This window comes from Bradyrhizobium sp. IC3195 (assembly GCF_020193585.1).
In the GTDB taxonomy this organism is placed as follows: domain Bacteria; phylum Pseudomonadota; class Alphaproteobacteria; order Rhizobiales; family Xanthobacteraceae; genus Bradyrhizobium; species Bradyrhizobium yuanmingense.
Map to the genome: position 1 here is coordinate 46,713 of NZ_JADYVG010000010.1, position 24,084 is coordinate 70,796.

At 64.7% G+C, this 24,084-nt stretch carries 18 protein-coding genes and 2 tRNA genes; 17 read left to right on the forward strand and 3 right to left on the reverse strand.

The features are described from left to right. Positions 1-101: 101 nt before the first annotated feature. Complete coding sequence (locus I6F09_RS20240; protein WP_225188873.1) at positions 102-2,339, forward strand: tetratricopeptide repeat protein; 2,238 nt, start codon at positions 102-104, stop codon at positions 2,337-2,339. A gap of 61 nt (positions 2,340-2,400) precedes the next feature. Here the strand turns inward: I6F09_RS20240 and I6F09_RS20245 are convergent, their stop codons facing one another. Beyond that, on the reverse strand, positions 2,401-3,435 hold the full coding sequence (locus I6F09_RS20245) for a cysteine synthase A (protein WP_035999544.1): 1,035 nt from the start codon (positions 3,433-3,435) through the stop codon (positions 2,401-2,403). A gap of 639 nt (positions 3,436-4,074) precedes the next feature. Here I6F09_RS20245 and I6F09_RS20250 point away from each other — a divergent pair. The 7 genes from I6F09_RS20250 (at position 4,075) to I6F09_RS20280 (ending at position 14,493) form a co-directional block, all read left to right on the forward strand. Continuing rightward, positions 4,075-5,559 (forward strand): efflux transporter outer membrane subunit, encoded by a 1,485-nt coding sequence (locus I6F09_RS20250; RefSeq protein WP_225188874.1) that lies wholly within the window; start codon positions 4,075-4,077, stop codon positions 5,557-5,559. Further along, positions 5,549-6,952, forward strand: a complete 1,404-nt coding sequence (locus tag I6F09_RS20255) for an efflux RND transporter periplasmic adaptor subunit (RefSeq protein WP_225188875.1) — start codon at positions 5,549-5,551, stop codon at positions 6,950-6,952. Before I6F09_RS20250 ends, I6F09_RS20255 begins: the two co-directional genes overlap by 11 nt. Before the next feature lie 37 nt (positions 6,953-6,989). Beyond that, positions 6,990-10,139, forward strand: a complete 3,150-nt coding sequence (locus tag I6F09_RS20260) for an efflux RND transporter permease subunit (protein WP_225125456.1) — start codon at positions 6,990-6,992, stop codon at positions 10,137-10,139. Then, positions 10,139-13,240, forward strand: coding sequence for an efflux RND transporter permease subunit (locus I6F09_RS20265; RefSeq protein ID WP_225188876.1), 3,102 nt, complete (start codon positions 10,139-10,141; stop codon positions 13,238-13,240). The genes I6F09_RS20260 and I6F09_RS20265 overlap by 1 nt, the downstream gene beginning before the upstream one ends. Positions 13,241-13,276: 36 nt before the next feature. Then, positions 13,277-14,017 carry a tRNA-uridine aminocarboxypropyltransferase gene (locus I6F09_RS20270; protein WP_035999526.1) on the forward strand — a complete coding sequence of 247 codons (741 nt, stop codon included), beginning with the start codon at positions 13,277-13,279 and terminating at the stop codon, positions 14,015-14,017. Between the two features lie 84 nt (positions 14,018-14,101). Beyond that, positions 14,102-14,175 (forward strand) — tRNA-Cys (locus I6F09_RS20275). Positions 14,176-14,349: 174 nt separating this feature from the next. After that, positions 14,350-14,493: a hypothetical protein gene (locus tag I6F09_RS20280; protein ID WP_225125453.1), complete on the forward strand. Its 144-nt coding sequence runs from the start codon at positions 14,350-14,352 to the stop codon at positions 14,491-14,493. A 79-nt stretch (positions 14,494-14,572) separates the two neighbouring features. Here the strand turns inward: I6F09_RS20280 and I6F09_RS20285 are convergent, their stop codons facing one another. Next, a complete protein-coding gene (locus tag I6F09_RS20285; RefSeq protein WP_225125451.1) occupies positions 14,573-14,782 on the reverse strand; it encodes a hypothetical protein in 210 nt (69 codons plus the stop codon). A 265-nt stretch (positions 14,783-15,047) separates the two neighbouring features. On the opposite strand from I6F09_RS20285, the gene I6F09_RS20290 reads away from it, so the two are divergent. The 8 genes from I6F09_RS20290 (at position 15,048) to I6F09_RS20325 (ending at position 22,357) form a co-directional block, all read left to right on the forward strand. Then, on the forward strand, positions 15,048-15,308 hold the full coding sequence (locus tag I6F09_RS20290; RefSeq protein ID WP_025036239.1) for a hypothetical protein: 261 nt from the start codon (positions 15,048-15,050) through the stop codon (positions 15,306-15,308). Positions 15,309-15,744: 436 nt separating this feature from the next. Next, on the forward strand, positions 15,745-16,908 hold the full coding sequence (locus I6F09_RS20295; protein ID WP_225188877.1) for a PspA/IM30 family protein: 1,164 nt from the start codon (positions 15,745-15,747) through the stop codon (positions 16,906-16,908). A 10-nt stretch (positions 16,909-16,918) separates the two neighbouring features. Beyond that, positions 16,919-17,578, forward strand: coding sequence for an OB-fold-containig protein (locus I6F09_RS20300; protein ID WP_225188878.1), 660 nt, complete (start codon positions 16,919-16,921; stop codon positions 17,576-17,578). A gap of 23 nt (positions 17,579-17,601) precedes the next feature. Then, a complete protein-coding gene (locus I6F09_RS20305) occupies positions 17,602-19,296 on the forward strand; it encodes a flotillin domain-containing protein (protein ID WP_225147940.1) in 1,695 nt (564 codons plus the stop codon). 207 nt (positions 19,297-19,503) lie between these two features. Continuing rightward, positions 19,504-19,872, forward strand: a complete 369-nt coding sequence (locus I6F09_RS20310; protein WP_036027987.1) for a hypothetical protein — start codon at positions 19,504-19,506, stop codon at positions 19,870-19,872. 137 nt (positions 19,873-20,009) lie between these two features. Beyond that, positions 20,010-20,084 (forward strand) — tRNA-Asn (locus I6F09_RS20315). A 714-nt stretch (positions 20,085-20,798) separates the two neighbouring features. Further along, a complete protein-coding gene (locus I6F09_RS20320) occupies positions 20,799-21,875 on the forward strand; it encodes an AI-2E family transporter (protein WP_225188879.1) in 1,077 nt (358 codons plus the stop codon). A 26-nt stretch (positions 21,876-21,901) separates the two neighbouring features. Then, positions 21,902-22,357 (forward strand): potassium channel family protein, encoded by a 456-nt coding sequence (locus I6F09_RS20325; RefSeq protein ID WP_035999460.1) that lies wholly within the window; start codon positions 21,902-21,904, stop codon positions 22,355-22,357. A gap of 49 nt (positions 22,358-22,406) precedes the next feature. Here I6F09_RS20325 and I6F09_RS20330 read toward each other — a convergent pair whose 3' ends face one another. Then, positions 22,407-23,090 carry a helix-turn-helix domain-containing protein gene (locus tag I6F09_RS20330; protein WP_225147942.1) on the reverse strand — a complete coding sequence of 228 codons (684 nt, stop codon included), beginning with the start codon at positions 23,088-23,090 and terminating at the stop codon, positions 22,407-22,409. 304 nt (positions 23,091-23,394) lie between these two features. Here I6F09_RS20330 and I6F09_RS20335 point away from each other — a divergent pair, with 304 nt between their 5' ends. Continuing rightward, positions 23,395-24,018: a response regulator gene (locus I6F09_RS20335; RefSeq protein WP_036039437.1), complete on the forward strand. Its 624-nt coding sequence runs from the start codon at positions 23,395-23,397 to the stop codon at positions 24,016-24,018. Positions 24,019-24,084: the final 66 nt, after the last annotated feature.

Consider the following 24,084-nt stretch of genomic DNA (forward strand, 5'->3'; position numbering starts at 1 on the left):
ACCCCCGGGATATCCCGGACGGATTTCTGGTCCGGCAGCCCGGCCGGGTCGGTGCGCGAATCAGTTAGACTCGGCCTTGGGCCATCTTCCGGAGAGACACCTTGCAGAGCAGCGTCGGCGCGCGCGCATTCCAGAATGCGCGATTGCAGAAGAAATTGAAGAAGCAGGCCGACGCCGTCATCTCCGCCGCGGCGAGCGCCTATGGTCAAGGCAGATATGCGGAGAGCGAGGCGCTCTGCCGCCAGATCCTGCAAGCCGTTCCGGATCATTTCGACGCCACGCACGTGCTCGGCCTCAGCGTGCAGCAGGGCGGGCGCCTCGACGAGGCGCAACAGCTGCTCGAGCGCGCGATTGCGATCGATCCGCGCTCGCACGAGGCGCAGAGCAATCTCGCGGCCCTCTACTTCGTGCTTCAGAAATTTGAAGCGGCCCGCGTCTGTCAGGAGAAAGCGATCGCGCTGAAGCCGAATTTTACGCCGGCCCTGGCCGGCCTCGGCAACACCTTGCTGCAGATGAACCTGCCTGAACAGGCCATCGAGGTCTACGATCGCGCCATCAAGCTGAAGCCCGACTACGCCGACGCGCTTTGCAATCGTGGCGTGGCGCAGCTGGCGCTGTTCCGGTTTGACCGCGCCAGGGAGAGCTTTGATCGCGCGTTGTTGTTTCAGCCGCGCCACGTCGAAGCGCTCATCGGCAAGGGCGTGGTCAGCCTCGAGCTCAAGCGCTACGATGAGGCGGAGGCTGCGCTCGCAGCGGCGTTCGCGATCAAGCCCGATTCGGCGAAGATCCTGGCGCAGCGCGGACGCCTCAACTCGGCGCTGTCGCGGCTGGAACAGGCGGCGGCGGACTTCGATGCGGCACTTGCGCTTTCACCCCGGTTCGAGATGGCCTTGCGGGGCAAGGCGGAGGTCTCGCTCAGCCTGGGAAACACCGCACAGGCGATCCTGGCCTGCACGACCTTGCTCGAGCAGAATCCACGTTCCACGATCGCATTGGCGTTGCTGAGCTCCTGTTTTGCAAATCAGGGAGAAATCGCGTCCGCAATCGAACATCTCGACGCCGCGCTGGCGATCTCTCCGGATCCAGACTTGATGGCGCGGAAGATCTACTATCTTGACTTTCTCCCCGACGCCGATTTCACGATCCAGCAGGCGACGCGACGGTCCTGGGGCGAAGCGATCGGTGCCCGCGTGCCGCAGAGGAAGCTCGCCCCCCGGCAGCTCGATCCCGACAGGCGGATCGTGATCGGCTATGTTTCCGCCGAATTCTGGTATCATTCGGCGGCGTTCGGCTTGCTGCCGGTGCTGCGCCATCACGATCACGCCAGCTTCGAGGTCGTCTGCTATTCGTGTTCGCCGACACGAGATGCGATCACAGCCGAATTCAAGTCGGCGGCCGACGGCTGGGTCGATGCCTGGCAGATGTTCGACGACGAACTGGCCGATCGTATCGAGGCCGACAAGGTCGATATCCTGATCGACGTGTCCGGGCACTCGTCGGGCAACAGGCTTCAGATCTTCGCCCGCAAGCCGGCTCCCATCCAGGTCACGGGCTTCGGACACGCGACCGGTACCGGTCTCCGGACGATGGATTACGTGCTCGCGGACCCGGTCTTCATTCCGCAATCGGCACGGCATCTGCTGACCGAAAAGGTTTATGACCTGCCGTGCCTGATCACGATCGATCCCATCCTCGATGTGCCGCCTTCGGAGCTTCCCATGCTCCGCAACGGCTACGTCACCTTCGGCGTATTCAACCGCGTCAACAAGATCTCCGACGAGGCCATTCGCGTGTGGTCGAACGTGATGCGGGAGGTGGCCGGATCGAAGATCATCATCAAGCATACGCTGCTCGACGATCCCCTGGTGCGCGACGGCCTGCTCGCGCGCTTTGTCGCCCACGGGATTGCCGAGGAGAGGATCACTTGTCTCGGCTCGTCCGAGCGCGCCGATCATCTGCGAGCCTTCGCGCTGGTCGATATTTCGCTCGATCCGTTTCCGCAGAACGGCGGCGTCAGCACCTGGGAAGCCCTCTATGCGGGCGTTCCGGTCGTCGCCAAGCTCGGCCACGGCGCATCCTCGCGCGCCGGCGGCTCCATCGTGGCCGCCGTCGGTCTCGACGACTGGGTGGCCGAGGACGACGAGGGCTACGCCGCCATCGCGTGCAAATTCGCTGCCCAGCCCGCGCATCTGGCAAGGCTGCGCGCGGAATTGCCGGCCCGGATCGCGGCGTCGGCCGCGGGTAATGTCGAAACCTACACGCGCAGGGTCGAGGAGGGCTACCGCAAGTTCTGGCGCGACTATTGTGCCGCGGCCTCGGAAAGCGGGGAGGTCGCTTAAGCCGGCCGAACCGCGCAGATTTTGTGGATCTGCGCCTTCGGCCCGAGGATGCGCGTGACGATCAGACGAAGGGCGGCTTGATGTTGCTGCGCTTCTCCAGCCATTCCGGCACCGGCAGGTTCTTGGCGCGCATGAAGTCGGCGTTAAACAGCTTCGACAGATAGCGGCTGCCGGAATCGCACAGCACGGTGACGATCGTCTTGCCGGGCCCGAGCTGCTTCGCAAGCCGCATCGCGCCGACGACATTGATGCCCGTCGAGCCGCCGAGGCACAGACCTTCATGCTGGAGCAGTTCGTAGATCGCACTGACGGCGTCGGTGTCGGGAATGAGATAGGCATCGTCGACCTTGGCAGTCTCGACGATCGCGGTGGCGCGGTTGAGGCCGATGCCCTCCGTGATCGAGCCGCCCGGCGTCGCCTTGGGATCGCCGGTCCTGAAATATTCGTACATGCCGGCGCCATGCGGATCGGCGCAGGCGATGCGGATGTTCTTGTTCTTCTCCTTCAAATAGCGGCTGACGCCGGCCAGCGTGCCGCCGCTGCCGACCGAGCAGACGAAGCCGTCGACCTTGCCGCCGGTCTGCTCCCAGATCTCAGGCCCCGTGGATTCGTAATGTGCCTTGGCGTTGTCCAGGTTGTTCCATTGGTCGGCGAACAGCACGCCATTGGGCTCGGTCTTGCGCAGCTCGTCGGCGAGCCGCCGGCCGACATGCTGGTAGTTGTTGGGGTTGGCGTAGGGAAGGGCCGGCACCTCGATCAGCTCGGCACCGCAAAGCTTCAGGAAATCCTTCTTCTCCTGGCTCTGCGTCTCCGGGATCACGATCAGGGTGCGGTAGCCGCGCGCGCTCGCAACCACGGCAAGACCGATACCGGTATTGCCGGCGGTCGCTTCCACCACCAGCCCGCCGGGCTTCAGCTCGCCGCGCTTCTCGGCCTCCAGGATCATCCATTTCCCGGCGCGGTCCTTCACCGACTGACCGGGATTCATGAACTCGGCTTTGCCCAGGATGGTGCAGCCGGTCAATTCCGAAGCCTGCTTGAGCTTGATCAGGGGGGTGTTGCCGATGGCTTCGACAACGTCGTTGCGAATGGTCATGTCGGGGAAAATCACTACCAAGGGGTTGATCGGCTTTGGCCCGAACCTAGTGCTTGGGAGGCCAAAGGGGAAGGCTTTTGCGCTGCGGCGAACCCGACCGAAACGCCCGCGGAAACAGTGATATGCCTGCAGTAGGAAATGGCCCAACCCCGGCCCGTGCACGAAACGATTGCGCTCCCGATCAACGTTGTTGCGACCAATTCTTGCCACGGGCGAAACGGGTCGCGACAGGGCGCGTGTCCTGTTCGCGGGGGATTGTCTAGAAATGCGGTTGTCCCTCGGTGGTAAGAACCTCAGCCGCCGCAGCGGGAGAGGCGAAGCGAACCCTGCAGCAACGGGTGTGGCCGCGATATCACATGAAATCTTGGTAAGCTTGCTTACGTTTCCCAATGTTTCGCAATGAAGAAAGTCTCTGCGAGACAGGCGCTTTTCGCATTCTTGTCAGTTCGCTCCCGCCTCGTTGGCACGGGCATCTCGCAATTGCGGCACTGTCCCGCCGTTCCGCGCCCGGCTAGTATGAAGCTCAGGTTCCGCAGAAAGCATCATCACTGTGAGCGCGTCGTCCAAAGCCTCCCGACCACCCTGCCGCGAATCGGTTAATCCGGCAGCGTTGCGGCGGCTTGATCTGCCCGGCGGGGGGTGGATGTGACACAGCAAGTTCCAGTGGTCGCCTCGCGGCGGTCTCGCGGTTCTGCACTCCGAACGCTGCGCGCGGCGCGATGGACTGCGGTGCTGTGCCTCGCCGCGGCTTCGGGGGCTTGCGTGCTGACCCAGGATCTTCCCGATCCCGCGCTCGACGTTCCCACGCATTACAAATATGCCGGGAAGGGCGACGCGCCGCCGTCGCTGGATTGGTGGCGCGGCTTCCGCTCTGCGGAGCTGACGCAGCTGATGGAGGAGGCGCAGACCGTCAATCTCGACATCGCCGCGGCCGTGGCGCGCATCGTCCAGGCCGACGCCCAGGCGCGGCAGGCCGGCGCGGCGCTGCTGCCGAGTGTCTCGACAGGCGGATCCGAAACCTATTCGCGCACATCGGGCTCGAGCGCTTCGGGACTGTCCATCGGCGGACGCGAGGTCGTCAATTATTCGGCCTCGCTGAGCGCGAGCTATCAGCTCGATTTCTGGGGCCAGAACCGCGACGCGCTGCAATCGGCAGAGGAGACGGCGAACGCCAACCGTTTCGATCGCGACACGGTCGCGCTGACCACGCTCGCCGCCGTCGCCAACGCCTATTTCCAGGTGCTGGCCTCGCAGGACCGCATCAGGACCTCACAGCGCAACATCGCAAGCGCGCAGCGCATCCTCGATGCGGTGAGGGAGCGCCGCAGGGCCGGCACCGGCACCGATCTCGACGTCGCCCAGCAGGAGAGCGTGCTGGCGAACCAGAAGGCGCTGGTGCCGCCGTTGCGCCAGACGCTGGACCAGAACGTCAACGCGCTCGCCGTGCTGGTGTCGCGGCCGCCGGAGAGCGTGCGCGTGCACGGCGGCTCTCTGGACCGGATCGCGAGCCCGCGCGTGACGCCCGGCCTGCCATCGGAGTTGCTGACGCAGCGGCCGGACATCCGCCGACAGGAGGCGCAGCTCGCCTCGGCCACCGCCAACATCGGCAATGCTCGCGCACAATTCTTTCCGACCATCCAGCTCACCGGCAATGGCGGCTACCAGAGCTCGGCGCTGGTCTCGCTGTTCCAGCCGCATGCGGCCTTCTTCCAGCTCGTCGGCAGCGCGACACAGCCGATCTTCGACGGCGGCAGGATCCTCGGCAATTTCGAGTTGGCCAAGGCGCGGCAGGACGAGCTGCTGCAAACCTATCGCAAGACCATCATCCAGGCCTTTGCCGACGTCGACAACGCGCTGTTCTCGATCAAGCAGACCACGATCAGGCTGCAATTGCAGCGCGACGTCGTCGCCGCCTCGCGCCGCGCCTTCGATCTCTCCGAGCAGCAATTGCGCGCCGGCACCGCCGACATCGTGACCGTGCTCAACACCCAACTGACCCTGTTCCAGGCGGAAGACGCGCTGTCGCAGGCCCAACTCGCACGGCTTCTGGCCATCGTCAGCCTGTACCAGGCGCTCGGCGGCGGCTGGGAGCCGCGAATGGAGAAACCGGTCAATGCTCTTTAAGCCGGACACCAAGCAGGGCGCGGGAGAGGGGACGACGAAGAGATCGCGCGGCCGCGGCTTCGTCATGACCCTGATCACGCTCGCGATCCTCGCCGGCCTCGGCTATGTCGGCTGGATCGTCATGCAACAGCAGCAGACGAACAACCGCAATCAGCGCCCCGATCTGCCGGTGCCGGTGCTGGCGGCGAGCCCGCGCATCCAGGACGTGCCGGTTTATCTCGACGGCGTCGGCGCGATCCGCGCGCTCAACACCGTGACCGTGCGCTCGCAGGTCGATGGCAAGCTGATCGCGGTCAATTTCACGGAAGGTCAGGACGTCAAGAAGGGCGACGTGCTCGGCGAGATCGATCCGGCGATCTATCAGGCGCAGTACGACCAGGCGGTTGCCAAGAAGGCGCAGGATCAGGCCCAGCTCGCCAACCAACGCATCGACCTCGCGCGCTACGAGCAGCTCGCGGCCTCCAACGCCGGCTCCAAGCAGCAGGCCGACACCCAGCGTGCGCTGGTCGCGCAGACCGAGGCGCTCGTCAAAGCCGACCAGGCTGCGATCGACAACGCGGCGGCGACGCTGAGCTACACCAAGATCGTGGCGCCGATCTCGGGCCGCGTCGGCCTGCGCCTGGTCGACCAGGGCAACATCATCCATGCCTCCGACACCACGGGCCTCGTGGTGATCACGCAATTGCAGCCGATCGCGGTGTGGTTCAGCCTGCCGCAACAGCAGATCATGCGCGTCAACGCTGCGGCGGCGAAGGGGCCGCTCGCGGTCGACGTGTTCGGCAATGACGGCATCACGGTGATCGATACCGGCAAGCTCACCGGCATCGACAACCAGGTCGACCAGACCACCGGCACGCTCAAGCTCAAGGCCGAATTCCCCAATGCCAATTACCAGCTCTGGCCGGGCCAGTTCGTCAATGTCCGCCTCAAGGTCGAGACCTTGACGCAGGCGCTGGTGGTGCCGACCTCTGCGGTGCAGCGTGGCCCGATCGGCACTTTCAGCTACGTCATCGGCGCGGACAACATCGTCTCGGCCAAGCCCGTGACGGTGACCCAGCAGAACGAGCATGACGCCGTGATCGCCAGCGGCCTGTCGGCGAGCGAGAGGGTGGTCACCACGGGCTTCGCAAATCTGTCCGACGGCTCCAAGGTGATCGTCGGCCGCGATGACCAGACTCCGTCGGCCGATCTTGCCCCACGCAAGCGCTCGCGCGCACCGGACGCCCAGAAGAAGGATGGTGCCAACGAAGGCCAGAAGGACGGGCAGAAGGACAGCCAAGCCAAGGACGGCGAGTTGCGCGCCAAGCGCAAGAGCAGTGAAGGCGACCAGAAGGGGCAGACGGGACCGGCGCCGGGGCCGGGGGCATCGGAAAGTGGAGCCAAGCAGCCATGATCCCGACAACAGCCGCTTGAAGCGGCAGGCATAACCCATGGGTGTCTCCGAACCCTTCATCCGCCGGCCGATCGCGACCTCGCTGCTCGGCATCGCGCTTCTGATCGGCGGGCTGCTCGGCTATTTCGCACTCCCGGTCTCGGCGCTGCCGCAGGTCGATTTCCCGACCGTGCAGGTGACGACGCAGCTGCCGGGCGCGAGTCCGGACGTGATCGCCTCGCTGATCACCGCGCCGCTGGAGCGGCAGCTCGGGCAGATCCCGTCGCTCTCGGCGATGAACTCGACGAGCTCGTTCGGCGTCAGCCAGATCTCGCTGCAGTTCGAGCTCAACCGCGACATCGACGGGGCGACGCAGGACGTGCAGGCCGCGATCAATGCCGCCGCGGGCGTGCTGCCGAGGACGCTGCCTTACCCGCCGACCTACGCCAAGGTGAACCCGGCGGATGCGCCGGTGATGACGCTGGCGCTGCGCTCGGACACGATCTCGCTGCGGGTGATGAGCGACATCGCCGACACCATTCTGGCGCAACGTTTGAGCCAGATCTCCGGCGTCGGGCGCGTGTCCGTGCTGGGCGGGTTGAAGCCGGCCGTGCGCATCCAGGCCGATCTGGCGCGCCTTGCAGCCTACGGCATCGCGATGGAAGATCTGCGCACCGCGATCGCCAATGCCAATGTCTCGGGGCCGAAAGGCTCGCTCGACGGCGCGCAGCAATCCTACATCATCGCCGCCAACGACCAGATCGCGGCGGCTGAAGCCTACAAGCCCGTCATCATCGCCTATCGCAACGGCTCGCCGGTGACCATTGCCGACGTCGCCCAGATCGTCGACGGCCTCGAGAACGACCGCACCGGCGGCTGGTACCAGGGCACGCCGGCGGTCATCCTCGACATCCAGCGCCAGCCCGGCGCCAACGTCATCGACGTCGTCAGCCAGATCCGCGCCGAGATCCCGAAACTGCAGCGCGCGATCCCGGCCGGCGTGAATCTCACCATCGTCTCCGATCGCACCGTCACCATCCGCGCCTCGGTGCGCGACGTACAATTCACTCTGGTCCTTGCCGTCGTGCTGGTGACGCTGGTCGTGCTGCTGTTCCTGCGTTCGTTGCGCGCGACCGTGATCGCCGGCGTGGCGCTGCCGTTGTCGCTGATCACGAGCTTCGGCATCATGTATTTTGCCGGCTTCAGCCTCGACAATCTGTCGCTGATGGCGCTCACGATCGGCACCGGATTCGTTGTCGACGATGCCATCGTGATGATCGAGAACATCGTGCGCCACATGGAGAATGGCGACGGCGCGATGGAAGCCTCGCGCAAGGGCGCCAGCGAGATCGGCTTCACCGTGATCTCGCTGACGGTGTCGCTGATTGCGGTCTTCATCCCGCTCCTGTTCATGTCGGGCCTGGTCGGGCGCATGTTCCGCGAATTCGCGCTGACCTTGACGATTGCGGTCGTAACCTCGGCGGTGGTCTCGCTGACGCTGACGCCGATGATGTGCTCGCGGCTGCTCAAGCACGCGCACGAGGAGCTGACCGTGCCGGGACTGGCCGCGATCAGCCGCTTTATCGACCGCACGGTCGATGCCTATCACAGGTCGCTGTTGTGGGTGCTGGAGCGCCAGCGCGCCACGCTGGTCGTGACCTTCGTTACGCTGATCGCGACGCTGGTGCTCTATGTCGTCGCGCCCAAGGGCTTCCTGCCGCTGCAGGACACCGCTTCGATCACGGCGGTGACGGAGGCGGGGCCCGACGTGTCGTTTGCGGAAATGAAGAGGCGGCAGGCCGAGGCGGCCGAGGCCATCAGGGCCGACCCTGATGTGGTCGGCGTCGTCTCGGTGATCGGTGCGGGCTCCGTCAACCCGACCACCAATGTCGGCCGCCTCGTCATGAGCTTGCGGCCGCGCGGCGAGCGCCGCGACGATGTCAGCGTGGTCGTGACCCGGTTGAAGGAGCGGGTCTCCGGCATCCCCGGCATGACCGTCTATTTCCAGCCGGTGCAGGACGTGCAGATCTCGACCCAGTCGAGCCGCTCGCAATACCAGTACACGCTGACCGGCACCGATGCGACGCTGGTCTCGGAATGGGCGCGCAAGCTGGTTGCGGAGATGCGGCGCGATCCCTTGTTCCGGGACGTCTCCTCCGAGGCGCAGGAGGGCGGCCTGCGGGCGCAGCTCGATGTCGACCGCACGCGCGCCGGCCAGCTCGGCGTGAGCCTGCAAGCAATCACCGACACGCTGAACGACGCCTTCGCGCAGCGGCAGATCTCGACCATCTACGGTCAGGCCAACCAGTATCGGGTGGTGCTGGAGGCGCTGCCGATGTATCAGCGCGATCCCTCGATCCTGTCGAAGCTCTATCTGCCGGGTGCCGCGAGCGCCACCGCGGGCGCGCCCAATGCCCAGGTGCCGCTGTCGGCCGTGGCGACGCTGAAGCGGACCACGGCGCCGCTCGCGATCTCGCATCAGGCGCAATTCCCGTCGGTGTCGCTCAGCTTCAACCTGGCGCCGGGCGCGGCGCTCGGCGATGCCGTCGAAGCCGTGAAGGTGATCGAGACCCGCATCGGCATGCCAGGCAGCATCGTCGGCGTCTATGCCGGCGATGCCGCCGAATTCGCCAAGGCACTCGCCGGCCAGCCCTGGCTGCTGCTCGCCGCCGTCATCACGATCTACATCGTGTTAGGGGTGCTCTACGAGAGCTATATCCATCCGATCACGATCCTGTCGACGCTGCCCTCGGCCGGCGTCGGCGCCATCCTGGCACTGATGCTGTGCGGACAGGATCTCTCGGTGATCGGCCTGATTGGCATCATCCTCTTGATGGGCATCGTCAAGAAAAACGCGATCATGATGATCGACTTTGCGCTCGAGGCCGAGCGCGGGCGGGGCATGTCGCCCAGTGAAGCCATCGTGCAGGCCTGTCTGTTGCGCTTCCGTCCGATCATGATGACGACGCTGGCGGCGCTGTTCGGGGCGCTGCCGCTCGCGATCGAAAGCGGCACCGGCGCCGAGCTGCGCTTTCCGCTCGGCATCTCCATCATCGGCGGCCTGCTGCTCAGCCAGCTCCTGACACTTTACACGACGCCCGTGATCTACCTGGCGCTCGACCGCATCAACCGCCGGTTCGAGCAGGCACTGCCGCCGGCTGGATCCGGCGGCCCGCCGGTCGCCGGCGCGACCGAGGGGATGCAGTGATGGCATCGATCTCGGAGCCCTTCATCCGCCGCCCGGTCGCGACCACGCTGCTGTCGATCGGGCTGTTCCTGCTGGGTGTGGTCGCCTACCGGTTCCTGCCGGTCGCCTCGGTCCCGAACGTCGACTTTCCCGCCATCTTCGTCTCCGCCAGCCGGCCCGGCGCCGATCCGTCCGTGATGGCGGCGACGGTGGCGTCGCCACTTGAGCGGCGGTTGGGAGAGATCGCCGGCATCAACCAGATCACCTCGACCTCGAGCCTCGGCACGACCAGCATCCAGCTTCAGTTCGACATCGGCCGCAACATCGACAAGGCCGCGCGCGACGTGCAGGCGGCCATCAACGCCGCGATGGTCGACCTGCCGAGCGACCTGCCCACGCTGCCGCGTTTCCGCAAGGCGAACACGGCCGGCGCACCCATCTTCGTGCTGGCGTTGACCTCCAAGACGATCTCTCCGTCGGCGATCTACGACGTCGCGGATAGCGTGTTGGCGCAACGCATCTCGCAGGTGCCGGGCGTCGGCAACGTGTCGATCTCCGGCGCCGACCAGCCGGCCGTGCGCGTGCAGCTCAACCCGGTTGCGCTGTCCAATGCTGGAATCGCCACTGACGACGTGCGAACCGCGATCATCGCCGCCAACGCGCTCGGCCCCGTCGGCATCTTCGAAGGCGAGCGCCAGAGCGAGACGCTGTCGCTGAACAAGCAGATGCGCACGGCGAAGGAGTTCCGCGACATCGTCATCAAGAGCTCGGGCAATAATTTCGTGCGGCTGTCGGACGTCGCCGACATCGAGGATTCCGTCCGCAACGTCCGCTCGATCGCCTGGTTCAACAGGCAACCGGCGGTTCTGATCCAGATCACCAAGCAGGGCGATGCCAACGTCATCGACACCGTCGACCGGGTCAAGGCGCTGATCCCCGAGTTGAAGCAGTGGATTCCGGCCGGGGTCGAGATCTCCACCCTGGTCGATCGGACCGGCACGATCCGCGCCAGCGTGCTGGACATGCAATGGACGCTGCTGGCAACGTCCGTCCTGGTGATGGTCGTCGTGTTCGTGTTCCTGCGGCGGCTGACGCCGACCATCGCGGCCGGCATCTCGGTGCCGCTGGCACTCGCCGGGACTTGCGCCGGCATGTGGGTCGCGGGCTTCTCCATCGACAACCTGTCGCTGATGGCGCTCGCCATCTCCGTCGGCTTCGTCGTCGACGACGCCATCGTCATGATCGAGAACATGTTCCGCAACCTCGAGCAAGGCATGCGGCCGTTCCGGGCGGCGCAGGAGGGCGCCAAGCAGATCGGCTTCACTGTGGTCTCGATCAGCCTGTCGCTGATCGCGGCCTTCACCCCGCTGATCTTCATGGACGGCGTCGTCGGTCGGCTCCTGCGCGAATTTTCACTGACGCTGACCTTCGCCGTCCTGGTCTCGACGCTGGTGTCGCTGACGGTCACGCCGATGATCTGCGCCCATTACATCCGGCAGGCCACCTCCGGCACGGCAACGCTGTTCGACCGCATCATCGAAGGCGCGCTGTCGCGCACCATCGTGTTCTACGCCCGCACCCTGCGCACCGTGCTGGAATTCCCGCTGCTGACGCTGCTGGTGTTCTTCGCCACCATCGCGCTCACGGTGACGCTCTACATCAAGGTCCCCAAAGGCTACTTCCCCACGGACGATTCCGGCTTCATCATCGGCGCGACGCGCGCCTCGGCGGACACCTCGTTCCAGTCGATGCTCGGCCTGCAGCAGCGGCTCGCCGAGATCGTGATGAAGGATCCCGCCGTGGCCGGCATCGGCTCGACGGTCGGCAGCGGGGGCCCGGGTCCGGCGACCTCGAACCGCGGCACCATGTTCATCAGCCTGAAGCCGCCGGAGGAACGTGGCCACGTGTCGACTGAGGTCGTGATCGAACGGCTCAGGCGCGCGCTATATCCCGTGCCCGGCATCCGCCTCTTCATGTTCGCTGCCCAGGACGTGCGGGCCGGCGGGCGTCAGAGCGATTCCGACTACCAATATACGCTCACCAGCACCGATCTCGGCCTGTTGCAGAAATGGGCGCCGATCGTGGCCAAGCGCCTGGAGAGCGTGGAGGGCATCACCGACATCTCCAGCGATCGCGATCCTGGCGGGCTGCAGCTGACGCTCGCCATCGACCGCCAGAAGGCGTCCGCGCTCGGCGTCAAGGTCCAGGACATCGACAACGCGCTCAACAACGCTTTCGCACAGCGGCAGATCTCGATCATCTACACCCAGCGCAACCAGTACATGACCGTGCTGGAGATCGATCCGAAGTTCCAGGTCGATCCCAGCAATCTCGATCGCATCTACGTCGCCGGCGCGGGTGATGCGCAGGTGCCGCTGTCGGCCGTGGTGCGCGCGACGCGCGGGCTCGCTGCGCTCGCCGTCTATCATTCGCAGTCGTTCCCATCGACCACGGTGTCCTTCAACCTGATGCCGGACGTGCCGCTTCAGGCGGCGACCCAGAACATCCAGCGCGCGGTCGACGAGTTGCACATGCCCGAAGGCATTCGCGGCAGCTTCGACGGCAATGCCGGCGATTTCGCCAGGACCAGCGGTCGCCAGCCGCTCCTGATCCTCGGCGCGCTGGTCGCGATGTATATCGTGCTCGGGGTGCTCTATGAGAGCCTCGCCCATCCGCTCACGATCATCTCGACACTGCCATCGGCCGGCTTGGGTGCGCTGCTCGCCTTGCAGCTCACCAACACGCCGCTGACGGTGATCGCCTTCGTCGGCATCATCCTCTTGATCGGCATCGTCAAGAAGAACGGCATCATGATGGTGGACTTCGCGCTCGATGCCGAGCGCCAACGCGGCCTGTCCTCGGCCGAGGCGATCTTCGAGGCCTGCCAGGCGCGCTTCCGCCCGATCCTGATGACGACCATGGCGGCGCTGTTTGCCGGCATTCCGCTGGTGATCGCGACCGGCCCCGGCACGGAGCTGCGCCGGCCGCTCGGCATCACCATCATCGGCGGCCTGTTCGTCTCGCAGATCCTGACGCTGTACACGACGCCCGTAATCTACCTCCTGATCGACCGCCTGCGTCGTCGCTCCGAACCGCGTCCGCTGGCTGCACCGGCGGAATAGGTTGTTGAGCAGCCGCTCCAAGCGTATAGCGGCCCCATGTCCAAGCCGCCTGAGACCGCCGCCGCGCCGGCCGAGCCGATCCCCGAATGCCCGCATTGCCAGAAGCCGATGCCGCTCTGCATTTGCGACAGCGTCACGCCGATCGAGAACCGGCTCTCGCTGCTGATCCTCCAGCATCCGCAGGAGCAGGACAGGGCGCTCGGCACTGCGCGGCTGCTGACCAGGCATTTTGCCGATGCAACGGTGCGGGTCGGCCTGTCCTGGCCGAGCCTGTCCAAGGCGCTGGGACGGCCGGTCGAGAATGCTTCGCACTGGGCGGTGCTCTATCTCGGCTCGGCACGCGCCGCTGATCTCGAGGCCGAAGGAGAGATCGTCGCGCTCAACCGCAAGGGCGAGGTCGCGGAGAACCAGCGCGCGATCCTCGGCAAGCTCGAAGGCGTGGTGCTGCTCGACGGCACCTGGAGCCAGGCCAAGGCGCTGTGGTGGCGCAATCCCTGGATGCTGAAATGCCAGCGCGTGATCCTCAATCCGGCACGTCCCTCTCGCTACGGGCGCTTGCGCAAGGAGCCGCGCCGCGACGGCCTCGCGACCATCGAAGCCGCCGCGACGATCCTCGCCGCCCTCGAGCGGCGCCCTGATATCGCCGAGACGCTTCATGCCAGTTTCGAGCGGATGCTGGCTCGCTACCGCGAGGTCCAGGCCGAGATGCCGGAACTGGCACCCAAGCCCGCGCCCAAGGGCCGCCGGCGCGACTTCCGGCGCGGCAAGCGCGCCTGATTTCGGGTGGACATTTCGCTGTGCTACCCGCGGGCCGTGGGGTTGCCTAAGCCATTGATCCCCTATATTGGTCCGCCCTTACGGGGCCACGTGGCGGAGTGGTTACGCAACGGTCTGCAAAACCGTGTACACCAGTTCAATTCTGGTCGTGGCCTCCATCACAAGTCTCTGATTTTCCGCAAAATTTGGACTTATAGGCGGTTCCGCCGAGCCGCAGCTCCAGTGAGCCACCGGGTTTGCCCGGGCCTTGGCGGAAAGGTGCGATTCAGGTCCTCTGGCATAGACTTCGCATCTGCGAAAAGACGCATCCAAACCCTGGAGCTGGAGAGCACGTGGGCGACGTCGTTCGATTTGTCCCGAAATCCGAGCTGGAGCGGGCCCGCCTCATTTCTGAGGCGCGCGCGATCTATGACAGCATCTTCCCGCCGGCTGCACCCGACCGGGCGCCGCAGCAGGGCGAGGAACGCAAGACTTGATCGGGGCTGCGCCGGTCCGCGGCGCTCGGTCATGCCGAACCGCCCGAAAGGCGGACGCATCGGTTCACTTCAAGTGGCCTCAGCAGGCCGCGTACCAGTCGTCGGGGAAGGGCAGGAGGGGCCAGGCGCCCTCGTTGTCATTGGCAGCCTTGTTATTGGCAGCCTTGGGCGTCGTGTCGAAACTCCACGAGCGGGGCACGTATTGCTCCACCGGCACGGGCACGAAATCCTCAAAGACCATGGCGTCCCGGACAGCATCCAGCAGCAAATTGAATTCGGCTTCGCTCATCACACCCTCGCAGAACGCGGACGGCGCAATGTCGCAAAGCCGGTTTGTTTCCGGATTGACCCGATCGTTCGCATTTTAACGATGCGGCGATCGGGACCCGAATGGTTAGCGATTCCTGAAAATCCCCGGGGCAACCCTATGTGCCCGCCGCCGCGCAGCGGGCGTGAAGGAGATCACATTCCCCGCGGTTTATTTCTCGTAACCCCTTTTGCACCGTACCGGCCAATGCAGGCCGGAGCGGGCAGTGCAGAGCGGGAGACTGGTCATGAAGGCGAGGTTCTTGCGGTTTGCGGGCGTGAAGAGCCGGGCGCGGGGCGCCTCGACGGTCGGGCTGTTCCTGACGCTGTTTGCCTCTGCGGCCCATGCACAGGGAACGGCGGAGCAGCGGCGGGCCTGTACGCCCGACGTCTACCGGCTCTGCGCCGGCGAGATCCCCAACGTCCGCGCCATCACGGCCTGCCTGCGCCGCAACCGCGCCAGCCTCAGCGAGGCCTGCCGATCCGTGTTCGACCAGGCGGGTGGCTAAACGGCCCGGCTTGTGGGCTTGTGCGCAGCAAGTCCCTCGCAGAGGCTCGCGAATCCGTCACAGGCACCCTGTGGATATGCTGTGGATTTGCTGCGGATGCTGGACGTGAATGCTTCGTACCGTCGTCGGATCTTGGTCGGCATAGTCATATCTCCGTCAAATGAGCGCACCGGATGATTTAGCGATCTGGCAGATCGCTGCTGCGGCCAGAGCTCCTCGCAACGGCGCGTCGAGAGAATGACGGCTTACCGGAACTCCACTGCATTCGTCTCAAATTTCAACCGAAGCGTGCATCAAATCTTGATCGGCCATCCGCTAGGGATGATCGGCCGCCTTGAACGCAGGCCCTCATCGTCGCGACTAACCGACAGAGTGCATAGGGATCAGCGGAACGTGATTAAGCTTCCTCTTCCTAAAGCACCAAAATGGTGCTTTAGTGCTTTCCATGAGCCAATCGTCCCGATACGCGCCGTCCGCGCTGCGTTACCGGCTTGCCCCTGACCCGGCCGCCAAGGCCGCCCTCGAGGCGACATTCCAGGCCTATGACCGCATGATGGAAATCCTCGACGAGGTGGCGCGGATCCACAATGTGGGTTCCAATGTGGTCCTGCTCCATGCCCACGCCTATGAGCCCATCCGCAAACAGACGGCGCTGCCTTCGCGGCTGGTGACACTGGGGCTGCGCGACCGCGCGGAGTATCGCGCCGCGCAAGGGCGCCGCCTGCCGCTCGACGACAAGCTCGCCAAGATCAAGGGGCCCGCCACCATTTCGATTGCGACCGTGCAAGGGCGCTTCAGCGTGCCCTTCGACTATGCCGGCTATGCCGAGGGTTGGGGACAGAGCGTGCCGGCGCGCCTCATCCGCACCGACGACGGTTTCGAAGTTCACTACGGCGTCACGCCGAACAGCCTGCCAGAGGAGGAGAACGCCATGGATACCATCGCTGCCGCTCCCGACAATTTCCTGTCCCGAGTCGGGCGCCTGATTGCCGGGATCGCGTACGATGCGATCGAGCAGGCGGAGGGCAAGAACAAGCTGAAGGTGGTCGGACAGGCCATCCGCGAGATCGAGCGCGCCGAGACCGAAGCGCGCGATGCGCTCGCCGCTGCCCGGGCCGAGGAATATCGCCTCAACGCGCGCCGCAGCGAGATCGAGCGGGCGATGACCGATCTGACCGCCAAGATCGAGGCCGCGATCGCAGACGGGCGCGATGATCTCGCCCGCGCCGGCATCGCGCGGCAAATGGACCTGGAGGCGCAGTTCGAGGTGCTCTCTCGTGCCATCGACGAGAACAACGAGAAGATCGAGCAATGCGTCACATCGCTCCGCGCGGTGCTGTCGGCGCTCCAGGATGCCGAGCAGCGCCGCGCCGATCTCGAAAAGAGCGAGGCACAGGCCAGCCCACAGACATCGACGTCGTCGCGGAAATCCGGCGGCACCTCCGCTGCCGCGAAGGCGCTGCGGGCGGGCAGGGCAGTGGCACGGGCCACCGGCGTGCCGCCGGGAATTCCTTATTCGAGCGACATCGACGAGCTGAGTACGCTCCATCGCGACAAGGAAATTGCAGCCAGGCTGGCCCGGTTGAAGTCGGGCGGCTGAGTGCGGTGTCATGAGCGCTCTGCTCGAACACGTCATGGCGCCTGAGGTCAGGCCGTTCGCGATTGCGGCGGCCATGATCGTCATCGTCGGCTCGGTCGAGGTGATCTCGATGCTGATCGGGGCCTCCTTGAGCGAGATGCTGGGCACCAACATCGATTTTGCTCACCCCAGCGACAACGGCGTGCTCAACGCCATCTCCTGGATCAATGTCGGCGGCGTGCCGCTCTTGATCTTCCTGCTGCTGCTGCTCGGCGCCTTCTCCATCACCGGCTTCCTGATCCAGGACCTCGCGCGAATGATTGCGGGTCCCTTACCGGCGACGGTCGCCTCGGTCGGGGCCGTCGTGGTGTCGGTTCCGCTTGTGCGCGCCGCCAGCAGGACCATCGCGCGGGTCATTCCCAAGGACGAAAGCTACGTCGTCGGCCTCGGCGATCTGGTCGGCCGCATCGGGGAGGTCGTCGTTGGCCCGCTCGACCAGGGGCCGCCCGGCCGCGTCAGCGTCGCCGACATCCACGGCAACCGCCATTTCGTCTCGGCGGTCGCGGCGCCGTCATCGGGACCTTTGCCGCAGGGAACCATGGTCCTCCTGGTCGACCGCGACGGAACGCGCTTCGTCGCGGTGAAGGCCGACGATGAACTCAAGCCGTCCAACCCCACTCTAAGCAATTAGCAAGTCCCACAGCGGAGAAAGCCATGTTCGACATCGCAGTCCCGGCCGTGATCGGCGTCGCGCTGATCGTCGTCCTGGGGATCGTCTTCACCATCCTCTACAAGCGCGCCACCCGCGACGAGGCCTTCGTGCGCACCGGGCTCGGCGGCAAGAAGGTCGTGCTCGACGGCGGCGCCATGATCCTGCCGATCTTCCACTCCTATGCCAGCGTCAATCTGAAGACGTTGCGCCTCACCGTCGAGCGCAAGGAGCGGGAATCCCTCATCACCAAGGACCGCCTGCGCGTCGACATCGTTGCCGAGTTCTACGTCCGCGTCCGTCCCGACGAGGAGAGCATCGCGCTCGCGAGCCAGACGCTCGGCGCATTGACCAATGACGCCGAGGCGCTGCGCAACCAGGTCGAGGCGAAATTCGTCGACGGCCTGCGCTCGGTCGCTGCGACCATGAGCATCCTGGAACTGCAGGAGAAACGCTCGGACTTCGTCAAGCACGTGCAGTCCACGGTCGAGTCTGATGTGAAGTCGAACGGGCTCGAGCTGGAATCGGTGTCGCTGACCAAGCTCGACCAGACCGACGTCAAATTCTTCAACCCGGAGAACTTCTTCGACGCCGAGGGTCTGACCCAGCTCAAGACGGTCACCGAGACCCGCCGCCGCGATCGCAACGCCATCGTGCGCGATAACGAGGTGGCGATCGCGCAAAAGGACCTCGAGGCGCGGCAGCAGACCCTTGGGATCGAGCGGACTAAGAAGGAAGCCGAGCTGTCGCAGGAACGCGACATTGCCAACAAGACCGCGAGCACCCGCGCCGAGGTAGCAACCGCGACGCAGACCGCACGCCTGACCGAAGAGAACGCTCGCATCGACACCGATCGTGCGGTTGCCGAGAAGGAGGCAGGTGCCAAGCAGGTCAAGGAAACCGCGGTGATCGAGTCGGAGCTGGCGATCAACAAGCGCAAGACCGACGCCCAGCGCGAGATCCAGATCGCGACGCAGGAGAACGAGATCCAGATCGCGGCGAAGAGCAAGGAGACGTCGGAAGCCGTCGCCGAAGCCAAGACCGCCGAGGCGCTGGCCGTCTCCGCGGAGGAAAAGGTCGTCACCGCGCGCGCCATCGAGGTCGCCGATCGTGCCCGCCTGACCCAGGTGCTGGCCGCACGCACCGAGGCCGAACGCAAATCGACCGAGCTGATCGTCGCGGCCGAGGCCGAGAAGAAGGCCTCGCTCGATCGCGCCGAAGCCGTCAAGACGCTGGCCACCGCCGAAGCCGAATCCAACAAGATCAAGGCGGTCGGCGTCCGCAACATCGGCGAGGCGGAAGCCGCCGTCATCACCATGAAGAACGAGGCGCAGAACAAGCTCGGCAACAACGTCATCGATTTCGAGATCGCCAAGAAGCGGATCGAGACCATGCCGTCCGCGCTGGCGGAGATGGTGAAGCCGATCGCGAATCTCAAGGATGTCCGCATCCTGCACACCGGCGGCGCGTTCGGCGGCAACGGTGCGAGCGGAGGTAATGTCGGCTTCGGCGAAGGTCTGGCCGGCGAGCTGCTCAAGGTCCATGCGCTGCGTCCGATGATCGACGAAATCCTGCGCCAGAGCGGCTTTGCGCCGGACGAGGATCCGGTGAAGGCGCTGGTCGGCGCCGTGACCGGAAAGAGCAACGGCGCGGCCGTGCCGGCGCCGCTGCCGGAGAAAACAAACGCCGCCGAACTGTGAATGCCGGTTCATTGCTGCGGAGAATTCGAATCGATAAACAGGCGGGGCGCGTCTCGCGTCGCGCGAACGTTCCGGAGCGCGGATCGATCGTGTCTTGAATCGGTCGATCTCGCTCCGGACGAGTCTTGAGGCAACGTTTTGTTTGCCACGGCGCCTGCGTCGATCGACATCGGGCGCCGAGACCTGTTTCGATCGGAGAATTTCACAATGAAGCATTTTCTGTCCGGATTGATCGCGATCGCCCTTTCGATCGCCGCCGCACCGTCGCTTGCGGCCGATGCCCGCAACGTCACCGTCGTCAACGAGACCGGCTATGCCATCAAGTTCCTGGGCTTCAACGCGCCGGATGACGGGCTGGACGAATGGGAGAACGAGCTCGACAAGGTGTTGCAGAACCAGGCCAGCACTTATGTCGAGTTCGACGACGACGATGAAGGCTGCGTCTGGAACATCCGGGTCGACTGGAAGAACTATGACGAGTCGGTGCTGTGGAAGAACGTCAATCTCTGCAAGCTCACCGCGCTCCGCTTGCGCTACGACCCCGGCACCAAGACCACCTCGTTCCTGGCGGAATAATCCTCGCCCGGTCCCGGCCGGAGGAGCGGCCATTCCAGGTCCCTCCGAGCGCGTTGCGGATGATGACGAATTCGTCCTTTGCAAGCGCAAGCGGCTTTGTTATACGCAGCCGCGCGCGAACGAACGGTTCGCCCTTTTCCTCGGTAGCTCAGCGGTAGAGCATCCGACTGTTAATCGGATGGTCGCTGGTTCGAATCCAGCCCGGGGAGCCATCAGGCTGTTGCCAAGCCTCTCGAAACACTCCAGAACTAAGCAAGTCCTAGGGGTAAGCCACTGAAAAATCAGGGGTTTCAACGTCTCGTTCTGTTCTGCCACTTCCGCCGTGGTCCGGAGCGGCTGGGGATATGGAGGGGTAGGGGCCTTGTACCCCCCAAATTGCCTCTCGGGATCCCCCCAAATTCCGGCGACGGCGTTGGAATAAAGTTCCAAAAGGCACTCTCTGATCGGGTCGTCCTGAGCGCCAAGTCCGAATCGAAGGAATGAAAGCCGGCCGATACCTCCAGAGCCTGGCCTTCTTGGTCGTGACCAGAAAGAACAGGCCGCCGGGCGGAGCGGCCGATATAGCTCGGCCGTACCCGCCATTAGCCTCCAGACAGGCACAGCAATCGAGATCATGGGCTTTGCCGTCGGTCGGAGCTATGTCGAGATCAATCCGTTCGTCGGCGTCAACTTCACGACTGCTTGCTCAGGTCCAGCACCGGGGCATTCTCACTCGCGGGCGGTGGACCGCGCAATCTGCGCCGAGACGCAACTGGCTGCGCGCCTGTTGCCGATCTCGCTAGGTGACCGATCGCCTGGCTTGATCTGGATCAAGCCTCCTCGGCGGGCCGCCCCGCTAGCTTTTCAGCAGCGGTCCGTCGGCCTGGAGGCAACGACCCTTGAAAACGCTTCGCCAGCTCCTGTCCGCGGAGGACATTGTCCAGGTCGTGATCCGGCTGGGCTTGCTCGGGCTGCTGATCTTCTGGACTTTCCTGGTGATCCGGCCTTTCGTGCCGATCCTGAGCTGGAGCGCCGTGTTGGCGGTGGCATTTCATCCCGTCTTCGCCTGGCTCGCCCAACGCCTCGGTGGCCGTCCCCGGACAGCCTCAGCCGTTCTCACCCTGATCACGCTGGGCATCGTCATCGGTCCCGCCGCGTGGCTCGGCCTCAGTGCAGTCGAAGGGATCCGGGACCTTGCGGCCCAGATCGGCAGTGGCGATCTCGCGCTCCAGGCCGCACCGGAGCAGATCAGGAGCTGGCCGTTGATCGGTCCTCAGCTCTACGCGATCTGGAACGAGGCCTACACGAACATCCGTGCGGCGCTGCGCGAGGTGGCGCCGTACTTGAAACCGCTCGCCGGAGTGATGCTGTCGTTTGCCGGTGACACCGGAATTGGCATGCTCCAATTCCTGCTGTCGGTGATCGTCGCGGGCTTTCTGCTCCCGCACGGCGCGCAGCTCGTCGCCGCGCTGCGCGGCTTCCTGTTGCGCGTCGTGCCCGGCCGGAGCGAGCACTTTCTCGAGCTCGCCGGCGCAACCATACGCGCCGTCGCGCAGGGCATTATCGGCGTCGCTATCCTTCAAGCCTTGCTGGCGGGCATCGGCTTCAAGCTCGCAGAGATCCCAAGCGCGGGACTGCTCGCGGTCGTCGTGCTCTTGCTGTCGATTGTCCAAATCGGCGCCGGCCCCGTTCTTTTCCCCGTGCTGGTCTGGATATGGGTGGACAAGGACGTGACCGTCGCCCTGCTCTTGACTGTCTATCTGGTCGTCGTCGGTCTGCTCGACAACGTGCTGAAGCCGCTCCTCATGGGGCGGGGCCTGACGACGCCGACGCTGGTCATCCTGATCGGGGTCATTGGTGGTACGCTCGCGCATGGAATCATCGGACTGTTCATTGGGCCGATCATCCTGTCGGTGGCCTGGGAGCTCGCGACCGCATGGACAGGAATCGACCGCGCTGCGTCAGCGCGGGTCGATCAGGAAACCGTTGTCGCAAAGGAAACCATCGAGGCACGCTTGGCCTAGGCTAAAATGAGGTGTGTTTCACCCCGATGATGCTCCAATTCCTTGTCGGCACGCTCGTCAGCGTGATCAATATCGGAATCCACGCGCTCGTGACGGTGGTGGCCGTCACGGTGGCCCGCAGTGCCGTCCCGCGCCATACCAAGCGGCCGCGATTGCACCTCATGAGCGTCATGATCACGATCGCCGTCGTGTTGAAGATCGCCCACATGATCGAAATTCTGATGTGGGCGGCGACCTATCATATCGTGCACGCGGCGACCGCCGACGCGGACATGCTCTACTTCGCGTTCGTCAACTACACCACGCTCGGCTACGGCGACATCACGCCGGTGCCCGAATGGCGGCTGATTGGCCCGCTGACCGCCATGAACGGCGTTCTTCTGTTCGGCTGGTCCGCCGCCATCCTGTTCGAGGTTTTGCTCAGGACGCTCGACCATCTCGGGCTCACGGAAAAACCCGGCGCGGACCTGCCGGGCACCTGAGCCGCGGCGACCGCGACCATCGCGGATCGCGAACCGGCATTTCGCCGGTTCACGGCTGCAGATCGAGGCCTGCGAGCTGGTGCCGGTCGAGGAGCACGATCTGGCGCTGGGTGTTGCCGATGAAGCCGAGCACGCCGAGTTCATGCAGCCGCGACAAAGCCCGCGAGACGGTCTCCAGCGTCAGGCCGAGATAGTCGGCAATGTCGCGTCGGGACATCGGAAGCGCCATGACGCCGGCAGCCGTCAGGCGCTTGTCCATTTCGAGCAGGAATGCGGCGACGCGCTCCAGGGAGGTCTTGCGGCCGAGCAGCAGCATGTGGTCTTCAGCATGCTGGAGGTTGTTCGTGGTCATGCTGAGCAGGTTTCTGGCTACCATGGCATCGCTCTCGGCCACGATTTCCAGGCTTTGGCGTTTGATCAGCCGTACCGTGGTGTCGACGATGGCTTCCGTCGTGAAGCGGTGCTCGCTGCCGTTCTCGAGCCCGAAAATGTCGCCGACGAGGTGAAATGCGCCGATCTGCCTGCGCCCGTCCGACAGCAGCTTGTAGCTACGCACCGCGCCGGATTTGACCTGGTAGACATACTCGGCCGGCTCCTTCTCGCCGTAGATCTCGGAGCCTTTTCGGTAGGAAAATTCGCTTAAATTGACCAGGGCATTTGAATGAGATGCCATGCCGAGGTCGCGGAGGGTATTGGGACGCAGCGTGGAATCCGTCGTGATGCGAACGAACATAGGCCAACTCCTCAGCTTTCCGCCGAATTGGTCTGTCAGACGAAATACTTTGCCGGAAATGCGCCGCGCTATCCCACTCCCGCCGAAGTTGATTTTCGGCCAAGGAAGTATTCTTATCCATTGTCCCAAGGTTCAGTGTACCAAAGGACAGCACTGGTGATTGCTGCGCTGGATGAGAATCCTCCACCGCAGGGAAGATGCGACATATTGCGAAGCAGATATTCCGACCTTCAAACGAGAAAATCGCTTTGAAGAACGACAAGGACGTCGAGCGTCCTGATCAAGTTGGGCGAGAGGTAGGAAGTTGCCAGGCCTTGTTCACGTTGTTGACGACGACGAGTCGTTTCGGACCGCGATCGAGCGCCGGCTAAAGCTCGCGGGATACGAGGTCGCGACCTACGCCTCGGCGCTGGAGCTCCTGGACTCGGCGCCGGATGACGGGCAGGCGGGATGTATCCTGCTCGACGTGCGGATTCCGGGCCTGAGCGGTCCCGACCTGCAGGCGCGGTTGGCTGCGGCGGGGTCGATGCTGCCCATCGTCTTCCTGACCGGTCATGCCGACACGCCGACGACCGTGCGCGCGATCAAGGCAGGTGCGGAAGACTTCCTGACCAAACCGATATCCTCCGAACAATTGCTCGAAGCGATCGAGCGCGCGCTGGCTAGTCAGCGGACGGCGCGCGCCCAGGCCAGCAGGCTGGATGCGTTTCGTGGTCATCTGGCCACGCTGACGCAGCGCGAGCGACAGGTGTTCGATCTGATCGTGCGCGGCAGGATCAACAAGCAGGTCGCGCATGAGCTGGGGACCACCGAGCGCACCGTGAAGGCGCACCGCCATCAAGTGATGGAGAAGATGCAGGTTCGCTCGCTGGCGGAACTCGTTTCGATCGCAGAGCGTCTCGGAATGCTCGATCCGGACGAACGCTGACGGCTCTGAAAAGGCGCGCGGTTCCCTCGAACGTGCCTGTCCCAAAGGACAATGCAAGGGCGTGTT

What these genes read in the sequence shown, in the direction of transcription:
- I6F09_RS20245 (WP_035999544.1), bottom strand. Translation starts at nt 3,435, where the DNA reads ATGACCATTCGCAACGACGTTGTCGAAGCCATCGGCAACACCCCCCTG.
- I6F09_RS20255 (WP_225188875.1), top strand. Translation starts at nt 5,549, where the DNA reads ATGCTCTTTAAGCCGGACACCAAGCAGGGCGCGGGAGAGGGGACGACG.
- I6F09_RS20260 (WP_225125456.1), top strand. Translation starts at nt 6,990, where the DNA reads ATGGGTGTCTCCGAACCCTTCATCCGCCGGCCGATCGCGACCTCGCTG.
- I6F09_RS20265 (WP_225188876.1), top strand. Translation starts at nt 10,139, where the DNA reads ATGGCATCGATCTCGGAGCCCTTCATCCGCCGCCCGGTCGCGACCACG.
- I6F09_RS20270 (WP_035999526.1), top strand. Translation starts at nt 13,277, where the DNA reads ATGTCCAAGCCGCCTGAGACCGCCGCCGCGCCGGCCGAGCCGATCCCC.
- I6F09_RS20285 (WP_225125451.1), bottom strand. Translation starts at nt 14,782, where the DNA reads ATGAGCGAAGCCGAATTCAATTTGCTGCTGGATGCTGTCCGGGACGCC.
- I6F09_RS20290 (WP_025036239.1), top strand. Translation starts at nt 15,048, where the DNA reads ATGAAGGCGAGGTTCTTGCGGTTTGCGGGCGTGAAGAGCCGGGCGCGG.
- I6F09_RS20300 (WP_225188878.1), top strand. Translation starts at nt 16,919, where the DNA reads ATGAGCGCTCTGCTCGAACACGTCATGGCGCCTGAGGTCAGGCCGTTC.
- I6F09_RS20305 (WP_225147940.1), top strand. Translation starts at nt 17,602, where the DNA reads ATGTTCGACATCGCAGTCCCGGCCGTGATCGGCGTCGCGCTGATCGTC.
- I6F09_RS20310 (WP_036027987.1), top strand. Translation starts at nt 19,504, where the DNA reads ATGAAGCATTTTCTGTCCGGATTGATCGCGATCGCCCTTTCGATCGCC.
- I6F09_RS20325 (WP_035999460.1), top strand. Translation starts at nt 21,902, where the DNA reads ATGATGCTCCAATTCCTTGTCGGCACGCTCGTCAGCGTGATCAATATC.
- I6F09_RS20330 (WP_225147942.1), bottom strand. Translation starts at nt 23,090, where the DNA reads ATGTTCGTTCGCATCACGACGGATTCCACGCTGCGTCCCAATACCCTC.